The sequence below is a fragment of the Lacinutrix mariniflava genome (assembly GCF_001418015.1).
Lineage (GTDB): Bacteria > Bacteroidota > Bacteroidia > Flavobacteriales > Flavobacteriaceae > Lacinutrix > Lacinutrix mariniflava.
In genome coordinates, this window is record NZ_LIQG01000026.1 from 1168977 (window position 1) to 1194027 (window position 25051).

Annotated in this window: 23 protein-coding genes and 1 pseudogene; 18 read left to right on the forward strand and 6 right to left on the reverse strand. The window is 33.1% G+C overall.

Translation table 11 applies throughout. The annotated features are described in order from the left end of the window. Positions 1 to 6 precede the first annotated feature (6 nt). Both der and ASC44_RS12155 read left to right on the forward strand, forming a co-directional pair. The gene (gene der, locus ASC44_RS12150; RefSeq protein ID WP_055447965.1) at positions 7 to 1314 is read left to right on the forward strand and encodes a ribosome biogenesis GTPase Der; all 1308 of its coding nucleotides are present in this window, start codon (positions 7 to 9) and stop codon (positions 1312 to 1314) included. Positions 1315 to 2088: 774 nt separating this feature from the next. Further along, entirely contained in the window at positions 2089 to 4869 is a 2781-nt protein-coding gene (locus ASC44_RS12155) for an outer membrane beta-barrel protein (protein WP_055447855.1), read from the forward strand. A gap of 542 nt (positions 4870 to 5411) precedes the next feature. On the opposite strand, the gene ASC44_RS12160 is transcribed toward ASC44_RS12155, so the two are convergent. Genes ASC44_RS12160 through ASC44_RS12180 form a run of 5 tightly spaced genes read right to left on the reverse strand, consistent with a single transcriptional unit; the run spans position 5412 to position 8663 of the window. After that, complete coding sequence (locus ASC44_RS12160) at positions 5412 to 6296, reverse strand: TPM domain-containing protein (protein WP_083476287.1); 885 nt, start codon at positions 6294 to 6296, stop codon at positions 5412 to 5414. Next, entirely contained in the window at positions 6293 to 6733 is a 441-nt protein-coding gene (locus tag ASC44_RS12165) for a TPM domain-containing protein (RefSeq protein ID WP_055447967.1), read from the reverse strand. Before ASC44_RS12165 ends, ASC44_RS12160 begins: the two co-directional genes overlap by 4 nt. Before the next feature lie 4 nt (positions 6734 to 6737). After that, on the reverse strand, positions 6738 to 7325 hold the full coding sequence (locus tag ASC44_RS12170; protein ID WP_055447968.1) for a LemA family protein: 588 nt from the start codon (positions 7323 to 7325) through the stop codon (positions 6738 to 6740). A gap of 37 nt (positions 7326 to 7362) precedes the next feature. Continuing rightward, complete coding sequence (locus ASC44_RS12175) at positions 7363 to 7692, reverse strand: MerR family transcriptional regulator (RefSeq protein WP_055447856.1); 330 nt, start codon at positions 7690 to 7692, stop codon at positions 7363 to 7365. Continuing rightward, positions 7692 to 8663 (reverse strand): M23 family metallopeptidase, encoded by a 972-nt coding sequence (locus ASC44_RS12180; RefSeq protein WP_055447857.1) that lies wholly within the window; start codon positions 8661 to 8663, stop codon positions 7692 to 7694. The genes ASC44_RS12175 and ASC44_RS12180 overlap by 1 nt, the downstream gene beginning before the upstream one ends. A 219-nt stretch (positions 8664 to 8882) precedes the next feature. Between ASC44_RS12180 and alaS the strand changes: the two genes are divergently transcribed. From alaS to ASC44_RS12200, 4 genes are all read left to right on the forward strand, one after another. Next, a complete protein-coding gene (alaS, locus tag ASC44_RS12185) occupies positions 8883 to 11498 on the forward strand; it encodes an alanine--tRNA ligase (RefSeq protein WP_055447858.1) in 2616 nt (871 codons plus the stop codon). Positions 11499 to 11580: 82 nt separating this feature from the next. After that, positions 11581 to 12408: a tetratricopeptide repeat protein gene (locus tag ASC44_RS12190; protein WP_152973321.1), complete on the forward strand. Its 828-nt coding sequence runs from the start codon at positions 11581 to 11583 to the stop codon at positions 12406 to 12408. Further along, positions 12409 to 13356 carry a GSCFA domain-containing protein gene (locus tag ASC44_RS12195; protein ID WP_055447860.1) on the forward strand — a complete coding sequence of 316 codons (948 nt, stop codon included), beginning with the start codon at positions 12409 to 12411 and terminating at the stop codon, positions 13354 to 13356. 204 nt (positions 13357 to 13560) lie between these two features. Then, positions 13561 to 14175: a DUF4230 domain-containing protein gene (locus tag ASC44_RS12200; protein WP_055447861.1), complete on the forward strand. Its 615-nt coding sequence runs from the start codon at positions 13561 to 13563 to the stop codon at positions 14173 to 14175. On the opposite strand, the gene ASC44_RS12205 is transcribed toward ASC44_RS12200, so the two are convergent. After that, positions 14170 to 14475 (reverse strand): rhodanese-like domain-containing protein, encoded by a 306-nt coding sequence (locus ASC44_RS12205; RefSeq protein ID WP_055447862.1) that lies wholly within the window; start codon positions 14473 to 14475, stop codon positions 14170 to 14172. The genes ASC44_RS12200 and ASC44_RS12205 overlap by 6 nt on opposite strands. 89 nt (positions 14476 to 14564) lie before the next feature. Between ASC44_RS12205 and ASC44_RS12210 the strand changes: the two genes are divergently transcribed. The 12 genes and pseudogenes from ASC44_RS12210 (at position 14565) to ASC44_RS12265 (ending at position 25018) form a co-directional block, all read left to right on the forward strand. Next, positions 14565 to 15140: a TetR/AcrR family transcriptional regulator gene (locus tag ASC44_RS12210; RefSeq protein WP_055447863.1), complete on the forward strand. Its 576-nt coding sequence runs from the start codon at positions 14565 to 14567 to the stop codon at positions 15138 to 15140. A gap of 61 nt (positions 15141 to 15201) precedes the next feature. Then, positions 15202 to 16275, forward strand: coding sequence for a 2Fe-2S iron-sulfur cluster-binding protein (locus ASC44_RS12215; protein ID WP_055447864.1), 1074 nt, complete (start codon positions 15202 to 15204; stop codon positions 16273 to 16275). Positions 16276 to 16493: 218 nt separating this feature from the next. After that, entirely contained in the window at positions 16494 to 17450 is a 957-nt protein-coding gene (paaA, locus tag ASC44_RS12220; RefSeq protein WP_055447865.1) for a 1,2-phenylacetyl-CoA epoxidase subunit PaaA, read from the forward strand. A gap of 161 nt (positions 17451 to 17611) precedes the next feature. Further along, positions 17612 to 17902, forward strand: coding sequence for a 1,2-phenylacetyl-CoA epoxidase subunit PaaB (gene paaB, locus ASC44_RS12225; RefSeq protein ID WP_055447866.1), 291 nt, complete (start codon positions 17612 to 17614; stop codon positions 17900 to 17902). 117 nt (positions 17903 to 18019) lie between these two features. Then, a pseudogene (gene paaC / locus ASC44_RS12230) lies at positions 18020 to 18781 on the forward strand (1,2-phenylacetyl-CoA epoxidase subunit PaaC); the annotation flags it as partial. 127 nt (positions 18782 to 18908) lie between these two features. Continuing rightward, positions 18909 to 19409 (forward strand): 1,2-phenylacetyl-CoA epoxidase subunit PaaD, encoded by a 501-nt coding sequence (gene paaD / locus ASC44_RS12235; RefSeq protein ID WP_055447868.1) that lies wholly within the window; start codon positions 18909 to 18911, stop codon positions 19407 to 19409. A gap of 73 nt (positions 19410 to 19482) precedes the next feature. Then, positions 19483 to 20268, forward strand: a complete 786-nt coding sequence (locus ASC44_RS12240; protein WP_055447869.1) for an enoyl-CoA hydratase-related protein — start codon at positions 19483 to 19485, stop codon at positions 20266 to 20268. A 4-nt stretch (positions 20269 to 20272) separates the two neighbouring features. Beyond that, positions 20273 to 21427, forward strand: coding sequence for a 3-hydroxyacyl-CoA dehydrogenase NAD-binding domain-containing protein (locus tag ASC44_RS12245; RefSeq protein ID WP_055447870.1), 1155 nt, complete (start codon positions 20273 to 20275; stop codon positions 21425 to 21427). 118 nt (positions 21428 to 21545) lie between these two features. Further along, positions 21546 to 21950 carry a hotdog fold thioesterase gene (locus ASC44_RS12250; RefSeq protein ID WP_055447871.1) on the forward strand — a complete coding sequence of 135 codons (405 nt, stop codon included), beginning with the start codon at positions 21546 to 21548 and terminating at the stop codon, positions 21948 to 21950. A gap of 34 nt (positions 21951 to 21984) precedes the next feature. Beyond that, positions 21985 to 22851: a KPN_02809 family neutral zinc metallopeptidase gene (gene ypfJ, locus ASC44_RS12255; protein ID WP_055447872.1), complete on the forward strand. Its 867-nt coding sequence runs from the start codon at positions 21985 to 21987 to the stop codon at positions 22849 to 22851. A 253-nt stretch (positions 22852 to 23104) separates the two neighbouring features. Further along, positions 23105 to 24316 carry a 3-oxoadipyl-CoA thiolase gene (gene pcaF, locus ASC44_RS12260; RefSeq protein WP_055447873.1) on the forward strand — a complete coding sequence of 404 codons (1212 nt, stop codon included), beginning with the start codon at positions 23105 to 23107 and terminating at the stop codon, positions 24314 to 24316. Positions 24317 to 24607: 291 nt separating this feature from the next. Further along, positions 24608 to 25018 (forward strand): VOC family protein, encoded by a 411-nt coding sequence (locus ASC44_RS12265; protein ID WP_055447874.1) that lies wholly within the window; start codon positions 24608 to 24610, stop codon positions 25016 to 25018. Positions 25019 to 25051 lie beyond the last annotated feature (33 nt).

The window sequence follows — 25051 nt, forward strand, 5'->3', positions numbered from 1 at the left end:
AAAAATATGAGTAATATAGTAGCAATTGTAGGAAGACCAAACGTTGGAAAATCAACATTTTTTAATCGTTTAATTCAACGTCGTGAGGCCATTGTAGATGCCGTTAGTGGTGTTACAAGAGATCGTCATTACGGTAAAAGTGACTGGAATGGAAAGGAATTTTCTTTAATAGACACAGGAGGTTATGTGAAAGGAAGTGATGATATTTTCGAAGCAGAAATCGATAAGCAAGTAGAATTGGCTATCGACGAAGCAGATGCCATTATATTTATGGTAGATGTTGAAGATGGAATTACTGGAATGGATGAGGATGTTGCTAAACTATTACGTAAAGTTACAAAACCTGTTTTTTTAGTTGTAAATAAAGTAGATAATGGAAAACGTGCCGAAGATGCTGTAGAATTCTACAGTTTAGGTTTAGGAAATTATTTTACAGTTGCAAGTATTAATGGTAGTGGAACTGGAGATTTATTAGATGCTTTAGTTGAAGCACTTCCAGAAAAAGAACAAGAAGAAGAAGTAGACGAATTACCTAGATTTGCAGTAGTTGGAAGACCAAATGCAGGGAAATCTTCTTTTATAAATGCTTTAATTGGTAAAGAAAGATATATAGTTACAGACATTGCAGGTACAACTAGAGATTCTATAGATACCAAATACAATCGTTTTGGTTTCGATTTTAATTTAGTTGATACTGCTGGGATTAGAAAAAAATCTAAAGTAAAAGAAGATTTAGAATTCTATTCTGTAATGCGAAGCGTTCGTGCTATAGAACATGCAGATGTATGTTTAATTGTTGTAGATGCTAATAGAGGTTTTGACGGGCAAGTGCAGAACATTTTTTGGTTAGCCCAAAGAAACAGAAAAGGGATTGTGATATTAGTTAATAAATGGGATTTAGTAGAGAAAGACCATAAAACTACTATTGCATTCGAAAAGCATATTCGCCAACAATGCGAACCATTTACAGATGTTCCAATTGTATTTATTTCGGCATTAACAAAGCAACGTATCTATAAAGCAATAGAAACTGCTGTTGATGTTTATAAAAATAGAACTAAGAAAATTAAAACAAGTGTTTTAAATGACACCTTCTTACCAATAATAGAAAATTATCCACCGCCAGCTTATAAAGGTAAATTTGTTAGAATTAAATACATTATGCAGTTGCCAACAGCGCAACCGCAATTTGCATTTTTCTGTAATTTACCACAATATGTTCGTGAGCCTTATAAACGTTTTTTAGAAAATAAATTACGTGATATATTCGATTTTAAGGGAGTGCCAATTAGTGTTTATTTACGTAAAAAATAAGCATTAAAAAAGGTGTGTTAACAGCGATAATTATTTTAAAAGTATAATTATCGCTGTTATTATATGGGCTTTAAGTAGATATTTCTATAAAGAAGTGATTGCTTTTTTTGGGATAATCAATAAAAAGTTTTAAGAGAATATAACTGCCTCTTTAATTAACTTATCGCATTTGAAGCTGCGCGTTTCAAGATTCCAAAACAATTCAAAATCAAGCAAAAACGATTAAAGAGCTTCTGTTTATTTACTCGATTTTTTAGAAGATACAAAAGAGCGTATACTATCCGAAGTTAATTTAACGAAGGATAGAATTCATTTTGCTTTAAAGGATAAAACACGTCAATTATTTTTGAAGAATAATAGATTTGAGGGTAATGCTTTTGTACTTCAATAAAAAAAATATAGAGTAGAAATAACAAACCAAGTTACTGGTTCTTCAAATGAAGAATTATATAAAAAACGGAATAGATTCTTAAAGGTCAATAAAAGAAATTTGACCGTTTGGTTCAAGTCTAAATTTAATATTTTCCAATTATAGCAGCATATACGGAGTTAATAGGGTTTCATGATGATATAGAAGAAGTAAAGGTTTTAACTTATAAAAACGATACTTCTCGAAATGAAATAAAGCAATAAATTCAACTGTTTTGTATCCTTAAAAATAACATTTCAAACTAAAACTTTATAATTTCTTTAAGATTTCCATACTATAACTGTAGTACTTTCGTTTTTTTATTTTACGCTAAAATAACCATCAATCACTAAACCAATCAAACCATGCGCAAACTACTTTTTTTTGCAACACTCTTCTGTGTATCACTCTCATTTTCTCAAACCAAAGATTTTATTGTTACCGGTAAATTGGTAGATATAGAAGATCAATACCCAATGGAAGCTGCTACAGTTTTTTTGCAACGTGTAAAAGACAGTTCTTTAGTAACTTATACTATTTCAGACAAAGATGGGAGGTTTTCATTAGAAAATACAACTTCAGATGAATATTTAAATTTGTTTGTTTCTTATGTAGGATTTAAAACCTATTTCAAGAAAGTTAAAATGGATAAAAAAACACAAGATATTGGCACAATTGAGTTAGAAGGATCCAATGCTTTAGACGAGATTGTTTTAAAATCTACAGCTCCCGTAACTATAAAAAAGGATACGTTAGAGTTTAATGTTAAGTCTTTTAAAACGAAAAAAGATGCGAATGTTGAAGACTTGCTAAAAGAATTGCCTGGTGTTGAGATAGATGAGGAAGGTAAGATAAAAATAAACGGTAAGGAAGTAAATAAAATTTTAGTAAATGGAAAGCCTTTTTTTGGGAATGATCCTTCAATAACTACTAAAAATTTAACTAAAGATATTATTGAAAAAATTCAGATTGTTGATACAAAAACTAAAGCTGAAGCCTTTTCAGGTGAGGCTGGAGATAAAGAGAATAAAACTATAAATCTTACTATTAAAGAAGAAAATAACAAAGGTGTATTTGGTAGAGTATCTGCAGGAGGAGGAACAGACGAGCGTTATGAGTTTGCTGGTATGGTTAATTTATTTGACAACGACCAGCGTATAAGTGTATTGGCTGGAGGAAATAATACCAATTCACCTGGTTTTAGTTTTGGAGAAATTTCTAAAATGTTTGGACGTAGTGGAAATACATCATTTAATGGTAATGGTTCTTTTTCAATTGGAGGACGTTCTTTTGGTGGTGGAGCAGGTATTACTACTTCGCAAAATGTAGGTTTAAATTATGCAGATAAAATAGGTGAGAAAACAGATGTTTCTGGAGATTATTTCTATGCTTCTAGTAATTCAACAAACGAATCTTCTTCACAACGTGAAACGATATTATCTGATTCTAGATTCTTTACAAATTCGTCTTCAAATTCAGATAACGATACAGATAGTCATACCGCAAACTTAGATTTTGAAATTGAAACAGATTCAACATTTCAAATTAATATAGCGCCATCATTTAACTATTCTAAAAGTCGAACGTTATACAATAGTAACGATGAGACATTAGATGAAGATAGAGTGCTTACTAATCAATCTGCAGTAAACTCTAATGTAGAAAGTGTTGGAAGAGAATTTTCAAACCAATTAAGTATGACTAAGCGTTTTGGAAGTAAAGGAGCGTTTTTACGTTTTGAATTAGAAAATAGTATTAATAAGAATGAGAGTGACGATTTTCTTAATTCTAATACCGAAATATTTGGTTCTAGTCCAGAGACTATTAATAGAAATCAATTTACCGATGGTGAGAAAAATAGTAATGGTATAAGTGCCGAATTAACTTACAGATTACCATTAGTTGATAAGAAGTTATTCTTAAATTTCGAATATGAATATGCACGAGATAAAGACAAAAACAGAGAGAGTACATTCGATTTTAATGAAACATCTCAAGAGTTTGCAGATTTCAATACCGATTTAAGTACGGATTTCGAGTATACCGATTCTAGAAGCATTCCTGGAGTAGCTTTAAGTTATAGAGGTGAGAAGTTTTCAAGTCGTTTTAAGGTTAGTTATAATATGCGTACGCTTGAGAATCAAGATTTGCTAAGGTCTCAGTTTAATGTAGAACGTGATTTTAATAATATGCAAATTAGTTCTTATGTAAATTACCGTTTTAGCCCAAAATCTTCTATTTATGCTAATTATAGATTAAGTAATAATCCTCCTGCATTAAGACAGTTACAAGCATTTACGGATGTTTCTAATCCATTAAACACAATTATAGGTAATTCTAATTTAGAGCCAGCAAATAGTCATAGAATATACATTGGGTATAATGGTTTCGATTGGCAAAAGAAGACGGGTCTGTATTTAAATGGAAATGCGGAAATTACAAATAATCAAGTAATATCTAAAACAACAGTAGATCCAGAAACACTAAAAAGGGTTACTACGTATGAAAATGTTGATGGTAATTATAATGTAGGTTTATACGGGCGTTATAGTAAGGATTTTAAGTTAGATTCAATTAGAAAAATAAAGGTTAAAGCGGGTGCTTGGACTAATTTATCAAAAAACATAAACTTTAATAATGATGTGCAATATGCGAGTAAGGTAACTTCGCTTACACCAAATATAGGTGTTGATTTTATTTGGGATAAAGTTTTAGAATTTAAACCATACTACCGAGTTACTTTTACTAGAAATAACTATGATATCGAGGCTTTCGAGGATAGAAACTTTACAAGCCATGATGCAGGAATAAGAACAGCGACTTTTTTACCTGAAAAATTAGAGTGGAGAAACGATATTAGTTTTAATTACAATCCAAATATCGCAGACGGTTTTCAAAAAACGGCTTGGTTTTGGAATGCTACTTTAGCGTATTCTGTATTAAAAGATCAAGGAGCAGTAACTTTAAAGGTGTACGATTTATTGAATCAAAATACAAATGCTAGACGTGTGGCAACACAAGATTATATTCAAGATTCCCAAAGTACAGTGCTAGAGCAATACTTTATGTTAAGTTTCAGTTGGAAGTTTAATAGCTTAGGATCTAAAGGTGAGTCTAAAGACAATGGTGGATATTACTTTGATTAATTCTATTTCTTAATGTTAAAGTTGTTGTCGGTATTCTCAACTCTTCAATAAGTATTATTTATAAATTTTAGAACAAAAATTACTCTTGCAACTGGTTTAATAATGGTTTTGTCATTATTAAAATTGGTTGCAATTTTTGTATTATGTCCTTATTTATAAATATTATTGTTAATCCATTAGCCTCTATTAATAATGAAATCGTGTTAGCTAATTTATTAGTTAGATATAAAATTCATTTTTCAGGAAAGGAATAAGGCGTTTTAGTATAGGTTTATGTAGACCGTGATGTTTTACTAAAATTTGTTCTTTAGTATTAGTAAAAGATACTAATTTTTTAAATTTTAGTACTTGAAATTGATGTTTTTAATCTCTCTTTCTGGTTAGAAAAAATGTTAAAAGGCAAATTTGAAAGCTGTTAAATGAAATTTAAAAATGGTTTAAAACGAATCTATGGACTCGTTTTATGAGAGAATGTAAATGGATTAAAGTTGTTTAAATGGGTGTTTTTTTAGTAAAACTGTTAACAGAATAAAGGTTGTAACCTACCAACCACCTGAAGCACCACCACCTCCAAAACCACCTCCGCCGAAGCCGCCTCCAAAGCCACCTCCACCAGAAGAACCGCTTCCGCCAAATCCACCACCAAAACCTCCAGTGCCACTTCGGTAACCTCCACGGCCAGAATTGCTTAGAATTATAGCTTCCAGTATATCCCTTGTTGTATTTCTACCACTCATTCCATTTCCATTATTTCCTCCACTTCGACGGTTTTTGGAGAAAGACATTAGTATAATTATGAAAACTAGAAATAGAAATAAAGCAACACCAAGTGGAAACTCGCCACCATCGTTTTGTCTAGAGCCTTCGTATTCACCTTGCAAGACTTCAAATATGGCATCTGCTCCACGATTAAGTCCTCCGTAGTAATCATTTTGTTTAAAAAAAGGAATGATGTCACGCTCAATAATACGGCGAGACATAGCGTCGGTCATTAAGTGCTCGGTTCCGTAACCAGTACTTATACCAATTTTTCTATCGTCTCGGGCCAAAAGTATAAATATGCCATTGTCTTTGTCTTTGTCTCCAACGCCCCATTTGTCAGCCCATTGCGCTCCTAAATAGTTAATATATTCACCGTTGGTTGAAGGTATGATAGCCACTACTATTTGTGTAGAGGTAGTGTCAGAGTATTTAATAAGTTTATTTTCTAGGGCTGATTTTTGATTAGATTGAAGTAATCCAGCGTAATCATAAACACTAGTTTGCCCACCATTAGCTTTAGCGGGCTTATTTGGGATTTTAAATTGAGCAATAGAAATTTGAGTACCAAGAAATAAGAATCCAATTAACAGATATAACAAATTACGACTGAGAACAGCTGAGGTACTTTGACTGCTATTGCTAGGAGATTGTTTACTCAAATTCATCCTTTAGAAATGGTATTGCTTAACTCATTTTTGTCATTCTTAGAGACTGGGAAATAGTCTTTTAATTGCTGTCCAGCAAGTAGAATACCATCTACCAAAGCTTGTTTGTTATTTCCTTGTTTAAGATGACTTTGTATTGTGTTTTTTGTATCGTCCCAAAAGGAATCGGAAACAACAGCATTAATACCTCTATCTCCATAGATAGCAAAAGCTTTATCCTTTACTGCGAGATATATAAGTACTCCATTATGCAGCTCTGTGTTTTGCATTTTTAAAATAGAAAACACTTCTAAAGCCCGCGTTTCTATATCGCCTTTAAAAGTGTTTTCAATATGTACTCTTATTTCACCAGAAGTTTGTTGTTCTGCCTCACGAATGGCTGCTACAATCTCTTGTTCTTCAATGGTGGTTAAAAATGCTTCTACAGAATCTTGCATAGGTCTATTTAAAGTCAAACTCCACATCTGGTGCTTTTTCACTACCTTCTTCAGCTTCAAAATATGCTTTTTGGTTAAACCCAAAAAAGCCCACAAGCAAGTTGTTTGGGAAGGTTCTAATGTGACTGTTGTAAGGTTTTACAGCCTCATTAAAACGGTCTCTTGCTACATTTATTCTGTTTTCTGTACCTTCTAATTGAGATTGTAACTCTAAGAAATTCTGATTTGCTTTTAAATCAGGATAGCGCTCTACGGTTACTAAAAGTCTAGATAGTGAACTTGTTAATCCACTTTGAGCCTTATTAAATGCTGCTAATTGTTCTGGTGTAATGTTAGATGGGTCTATGTTTATAGATGTTGCTTTTGATCTTGCATTAATTACAGCTTCTAAAGTTCCTTTTTCGAAATCTGCTGCACCTTGCACAGTTTTTACTAAATTACCAATAAGGTCATTTCTTCTTTGGTAAGAGCTTTCTACTTTGGCCCAAGCTTCATTTGCGTTTTCATCTAAACCTATAGTAGAGTTATATGTTTTTATTGATAATAAAGCAAGTGCTGCAATTACAATAACTGGAATTATCCATTTCTTCATAGTACTTGATTTTTTAGTTGTGTCTCCAGGTAGTTGTTTATAGTTCATTTTTAAGTTTTATAAGTTGAGCTTTTACGCCTTCTAATTTACTAATAATTTCGAAATTAGTAAGGCTTTTCTGTCTTTCTTCTTTAATATGGATTTTTGCACCTTCTAGAGTAAATCCTCGTTCTTTTACTAAATGATATATAAATTGAAGATTTTTAATGTCTTCTGGTGTAAATTTACGATTGCCTTTAGCATTCTTTTTAGGCTTGAGCGCATCAAATTCTTTTTCCCAAAATCTAATTAATGAGGTGTTAACACCAAAAGCTTTTGCTACTTCGCCTATGGCGTAATAACGTTTTTCTGGAAGATTGATTTGCATTAATCTAAAGATTGATTTTCTATAGAAGAACGGTCAAGCAGTTTGCTATATTCTTCAGCAGTTAAACTACCATAATAGAAGTCTATAGGGTTTATACGTTGACCATCTTTAAAAACTTCATAGTGTAAATGAGGAGCTTCAGATCGACCTGTGCTTCCAACTAAACCAATTAGGTCTCCACGTTTTACTTTCTGGTTTTTTCCAATTTTATATTGGTATAAATGTGCATATAGAGAAACATAACCGTAGCCATGGTCTATTCTAATATGGTTTCCGTAACCAGAACTATTACTATCCGCACGTTCAACAACACCATCTCCAGCAGCATAAACGGGTGTTCCACGAGGTGCAGTAAAGTCCATTCCCCAATGCATTTTTCTAGTTTTATTAAATGGATCTGTACGCATACCATAACCAGAAGCCATTCGCGTTAAATCTTCGTTGTTAACTGGTTGAATTGCTGGAATTGTAGCTAAAAATTTTTCTTTTTCTTCAGCTAAAACAGCAATTTCATCTAAAGATTTAGATTGTACAACTATCCTTTTTTGAAGAATGTCTATACGTTTGTTACTCTCTTTTATTAGTTTAGAATTATCAAAACCTTCAAAAGCTTTGTATCTATTTACACCTCCAAATCCGGCTTTTCTTTGTTCTTCTGGAATAGGATTGGATTCAAAATATAAGCGATAGATATTGTTGTCTCTATCCTCTATATTAGCAAGCACAGTCTCCGCTTCTGTCATTTTTTTATTCAATAAATCGAACTGTAGTTGCATGTTGCTCAATTCACGCTTTAAGGCTTTTTCGTTAGGAGATTCAAAAAACTGACTTCCTAAAAAGATAAAGAAAAAAGCTAGCAAAGCTGATGAAAATAAAAAGGCTAAAGCGTACTTAAAGGTACGTCGTTTTTTACGTGCTATTTTGCGATACGACAAGGTATCAGAATCATAATAATATTTTACCTTACTCATTATGTAAATTATACTATTTTTGCAGTTAAATGAAGCTCAATATTAAGCTACATTATAAAAAAACGTAAAACAAATATATAAATTGTTTTCTAACGTTAGTGATTAGTTAAAGTAAGATTATTAACAATAGTATATAAAAGGCATTCTATCAAAAGTTTAGTGTTAGCTAAAGTTTGAAGTTTATGCATTTTAGCAAACAATAAAATAATAAATAAACAGATGAAATCTCAAGATATTCGCTCTACATTTTTAAGTTTTTTCGAAAAAAAGAAACATAGCATTGTGCAGTCTGCACCAATGGTTTTAAAGGATGATCCAACGTTAATGTTCGTAAATGCAGGAATGGTGCCTTTTAAAGAGTACTTTCTAGGAAATGGAGAACCTAAGAATACACGATTAACAGATAGTCAAAAATGTTTGCGTGTTTCTGGTAAACATAATGATTTGGAAGAAGTGGGTTACGATACGTACCATCATACTTTATTCGAAATGTTAGGGAATTGGTCTTTTGGAGATTACTTTAAAAAAGAAGCAATTGCTTGGGCTTGGGAGCTGTTGGTTGATGTTTATAAAATAGATAAAGATATTTTATATGTTACTGTTTTTGAAGGTAGCGATGATAACGATAACCTTAGTATGGATACCGAAGCTTACGATATCTGGAAGCAATTTATTTCTGAAGATCGAATTCTAAAAGGAAATAAAAAAGATAACTTCTGGGAAATGGGAGAGCAAGGGCCTTGTGGACCTTGTAGTGAAATCCATGTAGATATTCGTACTCCAGAAGAAAAAGCAAAAGTAGATGGTAAGGATTTAGTAAATATGGACCATCCGCAAGTTGTAGAAATATGGAACTTGGTATTTATGGAGTATAACCGAAAAGCTAATGGATCTCTTGAAAACTTACCAAACAAACATATCGATACAGGTATGGGATTCGAACGTTTGTGTATGGTAATGCAAGATGTAAAGTCTAATTACGATACCGATGTTTTCACGCCAATTATTCGCGAGATAGAAACTATTACAGATAAAGAATATAATAAAGACGAGAAAATAGATATTGCTATTCGTGTTATTAGCGATCATGTTCGTGCCGTGGCTTTCTCAATTGCAGATGGACAATTACCTAGTAATACAGGAGCAGGGTATGTAATACGCAGGATTTTACGTCGCGCTGTACGTTATGGTTTTACCTTTTTAGATAAAAAAGAGCCATTTATTTACAGGTTGGTAGATGTGTTGAGTAATAAAATGGGAGACGCTTTTCCAGAATTAAAATTACAAAAGCAACTTATAGAAAATGTTATTAAGGAAGAGGAAACGTCTTTTTTAAGAACTTTAGATCAAGGATTATTATTGCTTGATCGTATTATTGAAACAACAAAAGGGAAAGAAGTTTTAGGTGCTAAAGTTTTCGAATTAAAAGATACTTATGGTTTTCCTGAAGATTTAACCGATTTAATACTTCGTGAAAAAGGATACACTTATAATGTAGCTGAATTTAATAAAGAGTTAGAGAAACAGAAAAGTAGAGGTAGAGAATCGTCTTCGTTACAATCTGATGATTGGACTAATTTAATAGACGATGCAGAACAAGAATTTATTGGTTACGATGCTTTAGAGGCTAATGTTAAAATTACAAGATACAGAAAAGTAACCTCTAAAAAAGATGGTGAAATGTATCAATTAGTCTTTAGCTTAACACCATTTTATGCTGAAGGAGGAGGTCAAGTAGGAGATAAAGGTTATTTAGAAGATGAGCATGGAGATGTTGTTTACATTTTGGATACTAAAAGAGAAAACAACGTAATTATTCATTTTGCAAAAAACTTACCTAAGCATATTAACGAAACTTTTAAAGCTGTTGTAGATACTAAACAACGTTCTAGAACAGAATGTAATCATACAGCAACGCATTTATTACATCAAGGATTACGTGAGGTGTTAGGTACACACGTTGAACAAAAAGGTAGTGCTGTGCATTCAAAATATTTACGTTTCGATTTTTCTCATTTCTCTAAAGTAACTGCAGAGCAATTACAAGAGGTAGAAAACTTTGTAAACCGTAGAATTGAAGGTAAATTACCATTAGAAGAAAATAGAAATGTCCCAATGGATAAGGCTATTGCAGATGGAGCAATGGCGTTGTTTGGTGAGAAATATGGAGATACAGTGCGTACCATTCGTTATGGACAATCTATAGAATTGTGTGGAGGAACACATGTTAGAAATACAGGTGATATCTGGCATTTTAAAATAAAATCGGAAGGTGCGGTTGCTTCTGGGATAAGAAGAATTGAAGCGATTACTAGTGATGCTGTTAAGGATTATTACACAGAAAACAGTAAAGTGTATTCTGAAATGAAATCACTTCTTAACAATGCAAAGGATCCTAAAGACGCTTTGGTGAAACTTCAAAATGAAAACACCGATTTAAAAAAGCAAATTGAAGGCTTACTAAAAGATAAGGCCAAAAATATAATTGGTGATTTAAAAAATGAATTAACCGAAATAAACGGAATTCAGTTTTTAGCTAAAAAACTTGATTTAGATGCTAGCGGAATTAAAGATGTTTGTTTTAAACTAGGCGAAAATCAAACTAATGTATTCTTGCTTTTTGCAACAGAACAAAACGGAAAAGCACTATTGTCTTGCTACGTTTCTAAAGAATTAGTTGCAGATAAAGGTTTAGATGCAGGTAAAGTAGTTAGAGAACTTGGTAAGCATATTCATGGAGGTGGAGGAGGACAACCTTTCTTCGCAACTGCTGGAGGCAGGAATCCTGAAGGAATAGAAAAAGCTTTAGGTGAAGGGAAAAATTATATTGAATAAGTTAGGCTTCGTAAGCTGGTAAAGTTTATTTAATACTTAATTTGAAGGTAATATGTTTCAGAAAAATAGTTTTTATAAAATAATGTATTGTCTTTTTGTTGCTGTTTCAATTTTGAGCTGTAATACTAAAGATGGAAAAAACAATACGGTTAAAAAACAGCATCAGATTACAAGTTTAGATTCAGTTAAGTTGAAAGAGTATTTAGAGAAATCTGGTCGAGTGCCTTTATTTTCAAAGGAAAGGCAGCAGTACTTAGATTCTGTATTACAAATAGATCCCGAAAATGCTTATTATTGGCAGCAAAAAGCGATGCCATTGTATAAAGCTCGCAAATACAGTTTAGGTAAACCATTTCTAGCAAAAGCTGTATTGTATAATCCAGAAAAATATTTAGATTATAGTGCTTTTATGAAGTGTATTTTCTCGAAAGAATACGAAGAGTCTATCAGAGAATTTCTTGAATGTAAAGAGCGTTTTGGAGATTCTTATGTTATGGACCATACTTATAATTTTTATATTGCTTTAAACTATCTTCAGTTAAATAAATTTAAGGAAGCAAAGGTTTTTTTACTTAAAAGTAAAGCTCAGCAGGTTAGTGATTTTCCTAAAGACCTACCAGAAGAAGCCTTTCATTTTTTAGATTGGTTTTACTTGGGAATTGCAGATTATGAATTGGGTAATTACAAAGAAGCGATAACTAGTTTCGATATGTCTTTAAAGGTGCAAACTAGTTTTGCCGATGCTATGTGGTATGAAGCTATATGTCTTATGAATATAGGAGAAAAAGAAGCCGCGAAAGCATTAATTATAGAAATGCAAAATAATAAGGAGTCGTCTATAATGGAGGCCAATTCTTATTATGAAATTTATCCATATCAAATCTATCATAAATTGCATACTGCGCATTAAATGAAACTGCAAACCCAAATAAAGCTAAAAAAAGAAGAGCATAATCTCATAGATTATAATTCTAAACTCTTGCTTTTGGGTTCCTGTTTTTCAGAAAATATTGGCGATAAATTCGAATATTTTAAATTTCAAAGTGTTTCTAATCCTTTTGGTATATTATTTCATCCTAAAGCGATTGAAAACTTGGTTGTTCGGGCTATTCAACAAAAAAAATATACAGAAGAAGATGTGTTTTTTAATAACGAACAATGGCATTGTTTCGATGGGCATTCGCAATTAAGTAATGCATCAAAAGAAGCCTTAGTTCAAGAGTTAAATAATAATCTTGAATTAACAAATAGGCAAATAGCAGAAGCAACCCATATTATAATAACACTTGGTACATCTTGGGTTTATAAATTAGTTGAAAGCAATAAAATAGTTGCTAATTGCCATAAAGTACGTCAAAAAGAGTTTCGTAAAATCTTACTTTCTACTGAAGAAATAAAGCAGAGTTTGCAATCTATTATTGAAGCTGTTAAATCAGTAAACAAAACAACATCTATTGTTTTTACAGTATCACCTGTAAGGCATATAAAAGATGGTTTTGTTGAAAACACACTTAGTAAATCGCATTTAATTTCGGCAATACATCAAGTCGTTAAAAATCAAGTCTCCTATTTTCCTTCTTATGAAATTATGCTAGACGAACTTCGCGATTATCGTTTTTATAAAAGCGACATGTTACACCCAAATGAAACTGCAGTAGAATATATATGGCAAAAGTTTCAACAGGTTTGGATGGCTTCAGAGGCACTTAGCATAATGAGTGATATCGATGCAGTACAAAAAGGACTTCAACATAAACCTTTTAATGAGAAATCTGATGCGCATCAGAGGTTTCTTCAACAATTAAAGAAAAAGAAAAACGTGTTAAGTTCTCATTATCAGCATATAAAATTCGATTAATGCTTTTGTAAGAATTTATACTCTACTTGGTAGTTTTAACAGTTTTATATATGTTTAATCGATAAAATAGTTGCTTTTAATAATTAAATGTTAAATTTAATTGCTATTAATCATCAATTTGTTAAAACATCAATTACTTTATGAAGTCAATCTCTTAATGTAATTGATGTTTTTTTATGCCCAATTTTTACTTACCTTCGATTTATGAGGAACATAATTTTTGGAGTTGTTATTACATTAATAATTCTTTTTACATTTAAATATTGTGGAGATCAGCATAAGGAAAAAATTGTGCTAAAAGAAAACTCTGCACTAATTCAAGAATCGCTTAAAAATGTAGGGAAGTTAGTAGTGACTGAGGGTCATTTTAGTCAGGTTTTTAATTATAACAAGTCTAAAGATCTTTTTGCAAATCTAATTATAGCAGAGAAAAAGGCACTGGTTGTTGTTAATGCAGACGTAACTATAGCTTACAATTTAAGTAAGATAGAGTACAATATAGACGAAGAAAACAAAATACTCACTATTTTAAGTATCCCAAAAGAAGAAATAAAAATCAGTCCAGATTTCGAGTATTATGATATTCAAGCAGATTATCTCAACCCATTCGAAGCCAAAGACTACAACACAATAAAAGAAACGGTAACTAAACAGTTATTAAAAAAAATTGAAGCTTCAGAATTAAAATCTAACGCCAAAAATAGGTTAATAAGCGAGTTGTCTAAGTTTTATATTCTAACAAACTCTTTGGGTTGGACATTACAGTATAATGAAAACCCAGTACTAAATGTTTTAGATCTAAATACTATTAAATTATAATTTACTATTTAGTCTGCTCCAACCGCCTCCATTAACAACCTCAATACCTTGTGCTTTTAATATACTAGCAGCGTTGGCAGAACGTACACCGCTTTCGCAACATGTAATTACTGGTTTGTTAAGTTTTTTAATTTCGTTTATTTTGTTTGAAAGCTCTTGAAGAGGTATGTTTTTAGATCCAGCAATAGCGCCTTTACTATATTCAGCTTTAGTTCTAACGTCTAAAATTATTGCGCCTTTAGACTGTAATTCTTTAATTTTTTCATTTTTATTCCCAAATAAGAAGCTTAAAAATCCCATAGTTTTATTTTTTCTACAAATTACATTTATTTTTTTCAAAAGGTAAGTAACAAAAGTTACAACATATTTTTTTTATCTTCATCCGCAATATGATGCAACAAACCAGAAAAGAAGAAATTATAAAAACAGCAGCCAAACTTTTTAAAGAGAAAGGCTACAGTGCAGTAACAATGCGAGATTTGGCAACTGCAATGGGAATGAAGGCTGCAAGCTTGTATAATCACATAAATTCAAAGCAAGAAATATTAAAAATTATTATTATATCTATTGCCGAAGAATTTACCAAAGGCATAGATGTTATTTATAATTCAAATAATAGTAGTCTCGATAAGTTGAGTCAGGTTATTGCACTTCACGTAAAAATTACAACAAATAGCACCAACGAAATGGCATCACTAAATAACGATTGGATGCATTTAGAAGGGCAATCAGATTATTATTTAACATTAAGAAACAACTACGAAGCAACTTTTATAAAAATAATTAACGAAGGCATTTCATCTTCCGAAATAAAACCAGTCAATCCAGAAATTATAATGTTTACAATGCTTTCCACTTTACGATCGCTATTTCTTTGGATTCCTAAAAAAGAAGATATTAACGTAAATGATCTAGCAAATAACCTAAGCGAAATCCTAATTCAAGGAATTAACAAAAAGTTATAAAATAATTTTGTAGCTTTGTTGAGCAGACTAACAAGTGTTAGTTTTTATATTAAGTATAACTATGGCTCAATTTTATAAGCTTAAAATCAAGGATATATATAAAGAAACAGAAGATACTTCTGTTATAGATTTTCAGGTTCCTACAGAACTTGAAAACGAATTCATTTTCCGTCAAGGTCAGCATTTAACGCTAAAAGCAGACATTAATGGAGAAGATGTTCGTCGTTCTTATTCCCTTTGTTCAAGTCCCACAGATAAAAAATGGAAAGTCGCTGTAAAGCTAATTCCAGGAGGTAAATTTTCTACCTATATAAACGAAAGTTTAAAAACAGGAGACGAACTAGAAGTAATGGCTCCAAGTGGAAACTTCGGAGTTCCGGTGCAACCAGAGCAAACTAAAAATTACTTATTCTTTGCAGCAGGAAGTGGTGTAACACCAGTGCTTTCGATGATAAAAGCACACTTAACAGCAGAGCCAAATGCAACTTGCAAACTGTTTTATGTAAATAAAACTGCAAAATCTATTATCTTTAAAGAAGAGTTAGAGCAACTGCGTAATGCATTTTTCGGCAGACTAGAAATATATTATTTCTTAACCAAAGAGCGCAGAGATATCGAGTTGTTCAACGGTAGGTTCGACGACGATAAAATGCAAGTATTAACAAAAACGTTTATCGACATTCCAGATACTAACGAAGTCTTTCTTTGTGGACCAGAAAAAATGGTGAACTACGTAAGCGAGTATCTAATAAATGCAGGCTTGCCAAAAGAATTAGTGCATTTCGAGCTTTTTGTAACAGGACTTTCAGACGAAGATATTAAAAGAGCAGAACGCCTAGCAAAACAAAATGTAGAAGGCGTAGAAGTAACCATTGTAGATGGCGGAAAAGAATTCTCTTTCACCATGACCAAAGACTACGATAATATTTTAGACGCAGCCTTGGGAGCAGGAGCAGACTTGCCATTCGCATGTAAAGGAGGCGTTTGTAGCACCTGCAAATGCGAAGTCAAAGAAGGCGCAGTCGAAATGAAAGTAAATTACGCATTAAGCGATAAAGAAGTCTCTCAAAACCTGGTATTAAGCTGTCAAGCAGTACCAACAACAGATAGAGTAATAGTCGATTTCGATGTTTAAAATATAATAATGGCGTTACCCTAAAAAGGGTCAGGCTTTCCGCTTAAATCTTTTTTGAGAAAAACAAAAAAGGATAACGCTGCAATCCTTAACGCACATACCAATTAAGAATCGTGAATATTCTTAAGTTTAGGTAAATTTATAAAACAGATTTCATCATTCCAGTTAAAATAGGAATCCATTAATAAAAAATAAATATTCACGAACAACTATATATTATGAGTGAAGAACAAATAAAGAATCTAGAAACGCAATTCGAAGCACGTATCGCAAGAGACGAGAAAATCGAACCAAAAGATTGGATGCCAGAAAAATATCGTAAAACGCATATTAGGCAAATGTCGCAACACGCACATTCCGAAATTGTAGGTATGCTTCCAGAAGGAAACTGGATCACTCGTGCACCATCTTTACGACGTAAAGTAGCACTTTTAGCAAAAGTACAAGACGAAGCAGGACACGGATTATATTTATATTCCGCTTGCGAAACTCTAGGTGTTTCTCGCGAAGAATTATACGAGCAACTGCATTCTGGTAAAGCAAAATACTCTTCCATTTTTAACTATCCAACAGTAACTTGGGCAGATATGGGAGCCGTAGGTTGGTTAGTAGATGGCGCAGCAATTATAAATCAAGTGCCATTGTGTAATACCTCTTATGGGCCATATGCAAGAGCAATGGTACGTGTATGTAAAGAAGAAAGTTTTCATCAGCGTCAAGGTTACGAAATCATGATAAAATTAGCTAACGGAACACCTGAGCAAAAAGAATTAGCTCAAGATGCGCTAAACCGTTGGTGGTGGCCAAGTTTAATGATGTTAGGTCCTACAGATGCTGAGTCTATTCACACAGAGCAATCCATGAAATGGAAATTAAAACGTAAGTCTAACGACGATTTACGTCAGCAATTTATAGATCAAACCGTACCTCAAGCCGAATTAATTGGATTAACAATTCCAGATCCGGATTTAAAATGGAACGAAGAAAAAGGAATGTACGACTTCGGAGAAATCAATTGGGACGAATTCTGGCAAGTAGTAAAAGGTCATGGACCAATGAATAAGGAAAGAATGAAAGCACGAGTTGGTGCTTGGGAAGAAGGAGAATGGGTTCGTGATGCAGCCATGGCTTACGCAGATAAGAAAAGAGGCCAAAAACAAAAACAGGCTATTTAATAGTGCTGTCAGTTCGAGTGAAATTGCCTTTTAGCAATTTTGTATCGAGAACAACAAGAAAGAAAACAAAAACAAGCAATTTAAATTTCATTGTCAGTTCGAGTGAAATTGCGCTTTTGCAATTTTGTATCGAGAACAAGATGAAAAAACACATATAAATTATGTCTGATAAAAAAAACTGGCCACTTTGGGAAATCTTCGTAAGAAGTAAAAACGGATTAGAACATCGTCACTGCGGTAGTTTACACGCAGCAGACGAAGACATGGCTTTAGAAAATGCACGAGACGTGTACACAAGAAGAAGTGAAGGTGTAAGTATTTGGGTTGTAGAATCTAAAAACATTACAGCCTCAAATCCTGAGAATAATGGCGAAATGTTTGAGCCTGCTCACGATAAAGTATATCGTCATCCAACATTTTACGATTTGCCAGACGAAGTAAAGCACATGTAAAATTCCTTCGAAGGCAAGAATCTCATAAATTGAAAATAATCGTCACTTCGAGTGATTCCGATTTTTTATCGGAATTGTATCGAGAAGTAATTAAATAGATACCCACTTTCGTGGGCGCTTAAGATGAAAAACGAAAACTTATACAAATACATTCTAGGAATCGCTGATAATAGTCTAATTCTCGGACAAAGATTAGGAGAGTTAACAGGTCATGGACCAAGCCTAGAAACAGATATAGCGTGTACAAATATTTCACTAGATTTATTCGGGCAAGTACGTAGCTATTATCAATATGCAGCGAAAATTGCAGGAGATAATAGAACAGAAGATGATATTGCAATGCTTCGTAAAGAGCGCGAATATGTAAATGTATTATTGGTAGAGCAACCAAATACAGACTTTGCATATACAATGGCACGTCAGTTTTTGTTCGATGTTTACCACTTTTTATTTTTAACCGAATTACAGAAAAGTAAAGACTTAACATTGTCTGCAATTGCCAACAAATCCATAAAAGAAGTAAGCTATCATTTGCGTTTTTCTACAGATTGGATAAAACGTTTAGGAGATGGTACAGAAGTAAGTCACCAAAAAATGCAAGAAGCTATTGATGGTTTATGGACGTACACAGACGAGTTGTTTCATCAAACAGAAGCGGATATAGCTATGGTTTCAGATGGAATAGGTGTAGATGTTACTAAGTTAAAAGAGGCATATTACAATAAAGTAAATGCTGTTTTAGAAGAATCTACTTTACAAATCCCAGAATCTAAATGGTTCCAAAAAGGAGGAAAAAAAGGCATTCATACAGAACATTTAGGATATTTATTAAGCGATTTACAATATATGCAAAGAGCGTATCCAAATATGGAGTGGTAACAAACTCCTACGAAGCCACGAATCTGATAAATTGAAAAAAAAATGTCACTTCGAGTGATTCCGATTTTTTATCGGAATTGTATCGAGAAGCAATAAAATAAGATTTCCGTTTTCACGGAAAGTAAACATGACAACAACGGAACAAAACATAGACCAAATCTTAATTCCAATTCTGGAACAAGTTTCAGATCCTGAAATACCGGTATTATCAATCATGGATATGGGAGTTGTTCGTACAGCTGTTATAGAAAATAATAGTGTAAAAGTTCAAATAACACCAACCTATAGTGGTTGTCCAGCGATGGATGTTATCGGAGACGATATCAAAGCAGCATTAAAAGTAGCAGGATATAATTCAGAAATAGAATTAATTCTTGCACCAGCTTGGACAACCGATTGGATTACGCCAAGAGGAAGAAAAGCTCTAGAAGATTATGGTATTGCTGCACCTTTAAGCGCAGAAGCAGATATAAGTGTTTTGTTAGAAGGTAAACGTTTGGTAAAGTGTACCAATTGTGGGTCTAAAAACACAAGATTAGTAAGCCAATTTGGCTCGACAGCATGTAAAGCACAATTTCAGTGCGACGATTGCCAAGAACCATTTGATTATTTTAAATGTTTAAAATAGAAAATTGATGTCAGTTCGAGTGAAATTGCTTTTTTGCAATTTTGTATCGAGAACAAATAACAAAAAATAAGGTATGAGTAATAATTCAATTCTATTAAAAATAGAAAATAAAGTAGCATACATCACGCTTAACAGACCAGAAGTATTTAATAGTTTCAATCGTGAAATGGCATTTTTATTACACGACACATTAGATGCTTGTGAAAAAAATGAAGAAGTGAGAGCAATCGTTCTTACAGGAAATGGAAAAGCTTTTTGTGCAGGTCAAGATTTAAAAGAAGTTACAGATCCAGATTTAAATCCAGGATTTAAAAAAATATTAGAAGAGCATTATAATCCAATTATAACAAGAATAAGAAATATTAAAAAACCAGTAATCGCAGCTGTAAATGGAGTAGCAGCAGGAGCAGGTGCAAATATAGCTTTAGCTTGTGATATTGTTGTAGCGCATGAAAAAGTAAGTTTTATTCAAGCCTTTAGTTTAATTGGTTTAGTTCCAGATAGTGCAGGAACTTTCTTTTTACCAAGACTAATAGGTTTTCAAAAAGCATTGGCATTAGCGATGTTAGGAGATAAGATTTCTGCAGAAGAAGCTGATAAAATGGGAATGATCTACAAAATGATTCCACTAGAAAGTTTTGAAGAAGACGTAAATAAACTAGCTTTAAAACTAGCAAATATGCCAACCAAAGCATTAGGTATGATTAAAGAATTATTTAATCAATCTATGACAAATGATTTAGAAGCGCAATTAGCATTAGAATCAAAATTACAAATTGAAGCAGCACAAAGTGAAGATTATGCAGAAGGAGTTGCTGCATTTATAGAAAAGAGAAAACCAGAATTCAAAGGAAAATAATAGTATGAACGTAGGAATCATAGGAGGAGGAACAATGGGGAGTGGTATTGCGCAAGTTGCTGCAACTTCTGGTTGTAAAGTAAAATTATACGACACCAATCAAGCAGCATTAGATAAGGCTAAAGCAGCTTTAGAAAAAATTCTAAATCGTTTAATTGAAAAAGGAAGAATAGATTCTGAAGAAAAAAATAGAATCCAATCTAACATTTCTTATGTTAATAATTTAAAAGATTTAGCAGATTCAAACCTGACTATTGAAGCTATTATTGAAAACCTTGACATTAAGAAAAAAGTGTTTTCAGAATTAGAAAGCTATGTTGCAGGCGATTGTATAATTGCATCAAACACATCTAGTTTATCAATAGCATCCATTGCAGCATCACTTAATAAACCAGAGCGTTGTGTAGGAATTCACTTTTTTAATCCAGCACCTTTAATGAAGTTGGTTGAGGTTATTCCAGCCATTCAAACATCAAAAGAAGTGCTTGAAAAAGCAATACAAACTATTAACGATTGGAAAAAAGTAGTAGCAGTCGCTAAAGACACACCAGGATTTATTGTAAATAGAGTAGCAAGACCATTTTATGGTGAAGCTTTAAGAATTTATGAAGAAGGACTAGCAGATTTTGCAACCATAGATCATAGTTTAAAGTCTTTAGGTCATTTTAGAATGGGAGCATTCGAGCTTATGGATTTCATAGGCAACGATGTCAATTACACAGTAACCGAAACAGTTTTTACAGCATTTTATTTCGATCCAAGATACAAGCCATCATTTACTCAAAAACGTTTTTCGGAGGCAGGTTATTTAGGACGTAAATCTGGAAAAGGATTTTATGATTATTCAAAAGGAGCTGTAAAACCAGAGCCAACAGAAGATGCAGCTTTGTCACAAACTATTTTCGATAGAGTTTTAGTAATGCTAATCAATGAAGCAGCAGATGCATTATTTTTAAACATAGCATCAGCAGAAGATATAGATATTGCAATGACTAAAGGTGTAAATTATCCTAAAGGATTATTAGCTTGGGCAGACGAAAAAGGAATCGATTGGTGTGTGTCAAAATTAGATGTATTGTATAACGAATATCACGAAGATAGATACCGTTGTAGTCCATTATTACGCAAAATGAATAAAGAAAATAAAACATTTTTTTAATATAATGTCAGTTCGAGTGAAATTGCTTTTTTAGTAATTTTGTATCGAGAATAAGAAAGTCTTCTCGATACAATTTGCTCGTACCTCACAAATCACTCGAAGTGACAGAAGAATAATTATGAAACCAGAACAAATTCCACATAAAATGCTATCTCAAGATGCTTACAGCACTTGGTTAGGAATAGAAATTTTAGAATGCGAAATCGGACGATGTAAAGTCGGAATGACCATAAGAAAAGAAATGCTAAACAGCATGAACAAAGCACATGGTGGAATTAGCTACTCATTAGCAGATACAGCTTTTGGATTTGCAGCAAACACGCATGGTAAATATGCGGTTTCTATAGAAACCAGTATTAATCATATTGAAGCATTAAACGAAGGCGATTATATAGTTGCAGAATCAATAATAGAAACTGTAAAAAATAGATTAGGCTTCAATATTATTGAAGTAAAAAAAGGAGATGAAATGGTTGCACTTTTTAAAGGTGTCGCTTATCGTACTCAAAAAGATTGGGAATAAAAGAAGCATAACAAATAAAGCGTAGCGTTAAAATATGAAATGGCAAGGTAGAAGAAAAAGTGGGAATGTTGAAGATCAACGCGCAAAAGGAAGTGGAAGTAAAGGTAAATTAGTTGCAGGTGGCGGGTTAGTTGCTGTCGTAGTAATTCTTTTGCAGCTTTTTGGTGGAGAAACAGGTCAGCAAATAGCGCCATTAGTAGAGCAAATAGGAAATAGCCAAACGACACAACAAGTTCAAACAAGAGAGTTGACAAATGAGGAAAAAGTCATGGGTAACTTTATGTCTACCGTTTTAGCAGATACCGAAGATGTGTGGAATAAAATATTTAGTGAATATAATTTAGGTAATTATAAGGAGCCAAAAATGGTATTATTTACAGATGCTGTTTCTACAGCATGTGGAAGTGCTACATCAGCTTCAGGACCTTTTTACTGTCCTGGAGATCAGAAGTTATACATGGATTTGGCTTTCTTCGATGAATTACAGACGCGTTTTGGAGCAAAAGGCGGTGATTTTGCAATAGCTTATGTAACAGCACACGAAGTTGGACATCATATTCAAACAATTCTTGGGACTTCTAATAAAGTAAGACAATTACAAAGCCAAACAAGCAAAACTGAAGCAAATAAACTTTCAGTGGCACAAGAGTTGCAAGCCGATTTCTATGCAGGAGTTTGGGCACACCACAATAAAAAATATTTACAATCTGGAGATATAGAGGAAGCTATGAGTGCTGCCAATGCAGTGGGAGATGATACTATTCAAAAAAGAAGTAGTGGTAGTGTAAATTCAGATAGTTTTACACATGGAACTTCAAAACAACGTATGGAGTGGTTTATGAAAGGTTATAATACTGGAGATATAAGAAACGGAGACACATTTTCGGCGCTTATAAATTAAATTTTGATGTAGAGAGGTTTATTACAAAAAAGTAAACAGAGCTTATTTAATAGAAAAACATGGTAAGTGTTTTAGAGATTGCGGTGACATCCTTTTTTTATGTTAGTTCGAGTAAAATCGCTTTTTATCAATTTTGTATTGAGAACAAGCAAAAAGATGTAACGTAAAACCCGACCTTTAGATAGCGCAAATAAAATAATATTAATGTGAAGTATGAGGTTTTAATCTTCTACTTCAATTTCAATTTCAAAAAATGGAAGCATACATAATAGACGGCATTAGAACACCAATAGGGAATTATAAAGGCACATTATCAGCAGTTCGCACAGATGATTTAGGAGCATTAGTGATTTCAGAAATTGTAAAACGTAATCCAAGTATCCCAAAAGAAGCATACGACGATGTTATTATGGGTTGTGCAAACCAGGCAGGAGAAGACAATCGTAACGTTGCAAGAATGTCATCACTTTTAGCAGGATTACCATTTACAGTTCCAGGAGAAACAGTAAATCGTTTATGTAGTTCAGGTTTGTCAGCAATTATACACGCAAATCGTGCGATAAAAGCAGGAGATGGAGACGTCTTTATTTCTGGAGGAGTAGAGAACATGACGCGTGGACCATACGTAATGGCAAAACCATCAACCGCATTTGGAGGCGATTCTAAAATGTACGATTCTACTTTCGGATGGCGTTTTGTAAACCCTAAAATGCAACAAATGTACGGCACAGACGGCATGGGAAATACTGCCGAAAACCTAGTCGAGAAATATAATATCTCTCGCGAAGACCAAGATAAATTCGCACTTTGGAGTCAGCAAAAAGCAACCAAAGCACAAGAAAGCGGTCGATTAGCAAAAGAAATAGTTACTGTCGAGATTCCACAACGTAAAAAAGATCCAATACAATTTTCAAAAGACGAGTTTATAAAGCCTACATCTTCTTTAGAAATTTTAGGAAAATTACGTCCAGCATTTAAAAAAGAAGGCGGGAGCGTAACGGCAGGAAATTCTTCAGGATTAAACGATGGAGCAGCAGCAGCAATTATAGCTTCAGAAGATGCAGTAAAAAAATACAACCTAAAACCATTAGCAAGAATCGTGAGTTCAGCAGTTGTTGGTGTCGAACCAAGAATTATGGGAATTGGTCCAGTGCAAGCTTCTAATAAAGCTTTAGAAAAAGCAGGTTTAACAATGGACGATATCGATGTTATCGAGCTTAACGAAGCCTTTGCAGCACAAGCTTTGGCCTGCATTCGTGCTTGGGGATTAGCCGATAACGATTCCAGAATTAACCCCAATGGAGGTGCAATTGCTATTGGTCATCCGCTTGGTGTAACAGGTGCGCGAGTTGCGTTTTCTGCAGCTTTAGAATTAAAGCAACAGAACAAAAAATACGCGTTGATTACTATGTGTATTGGTGTCGGACAAGGATATGCAGCGATTATTGAAAATGTGAATTTGTAACCTGTAAGGTTTCCAAAACCTTGTAGGTTTTAATTAAGATAACAAGGTTAAAGTATTTGGGTTTGTCCAACGAAGCTTTGGCGTAGTTTGGGCGTTACCACAAGGGTCGCGCTTTCACTACTCGCTCTTTTTGAGAAAATCAAAAAGGAGCTCAAACAAACCGTTCAATCGCTAACGCAAACTCACTCGAATGAAAAAGATCGCATAGGTTTTTTTTACTTTTGAGGTTTAGAAAAAAGTTATCCCGCGAGGTTTTAAAAACCCTGTAGGTATTAAAACAAAATTAGGAATATGAGTGTAAAAAGAGCAGGTTTAATTTTATATGTAAAAGCATATAAGGAGTGTGTTCCTTTTTATACCAAAGTTTTAAGCCTTTCGATATTATTTCGGAATGACGATTTAACGTGTTTTGATTTCTTCGGAACCTATTTAATGGTAGAAAAAGAAGATAGATTAGATTATCTAGAAGACAATTCAGAAAAGAAAAATGATACTTGTCTACGGATAAATGTAGCAGATGTAAAAGAGGTTTCCGATAGATTAAAAAAACAAAATATCGAAGTAGATTACCAAGAATATACTTGGGGAAAAGTAGCAAAATTTAAAGATCCAGATGGAAATTTAATTGCTTTTAAAGATGAGGGAAGTTTTGCGAAACAAATAGAAGATTACAAATCGATCAAGGATTCAAAAACCTTGTAGGTGAAAAAATATAATTATAAAGTCACTTCGAGT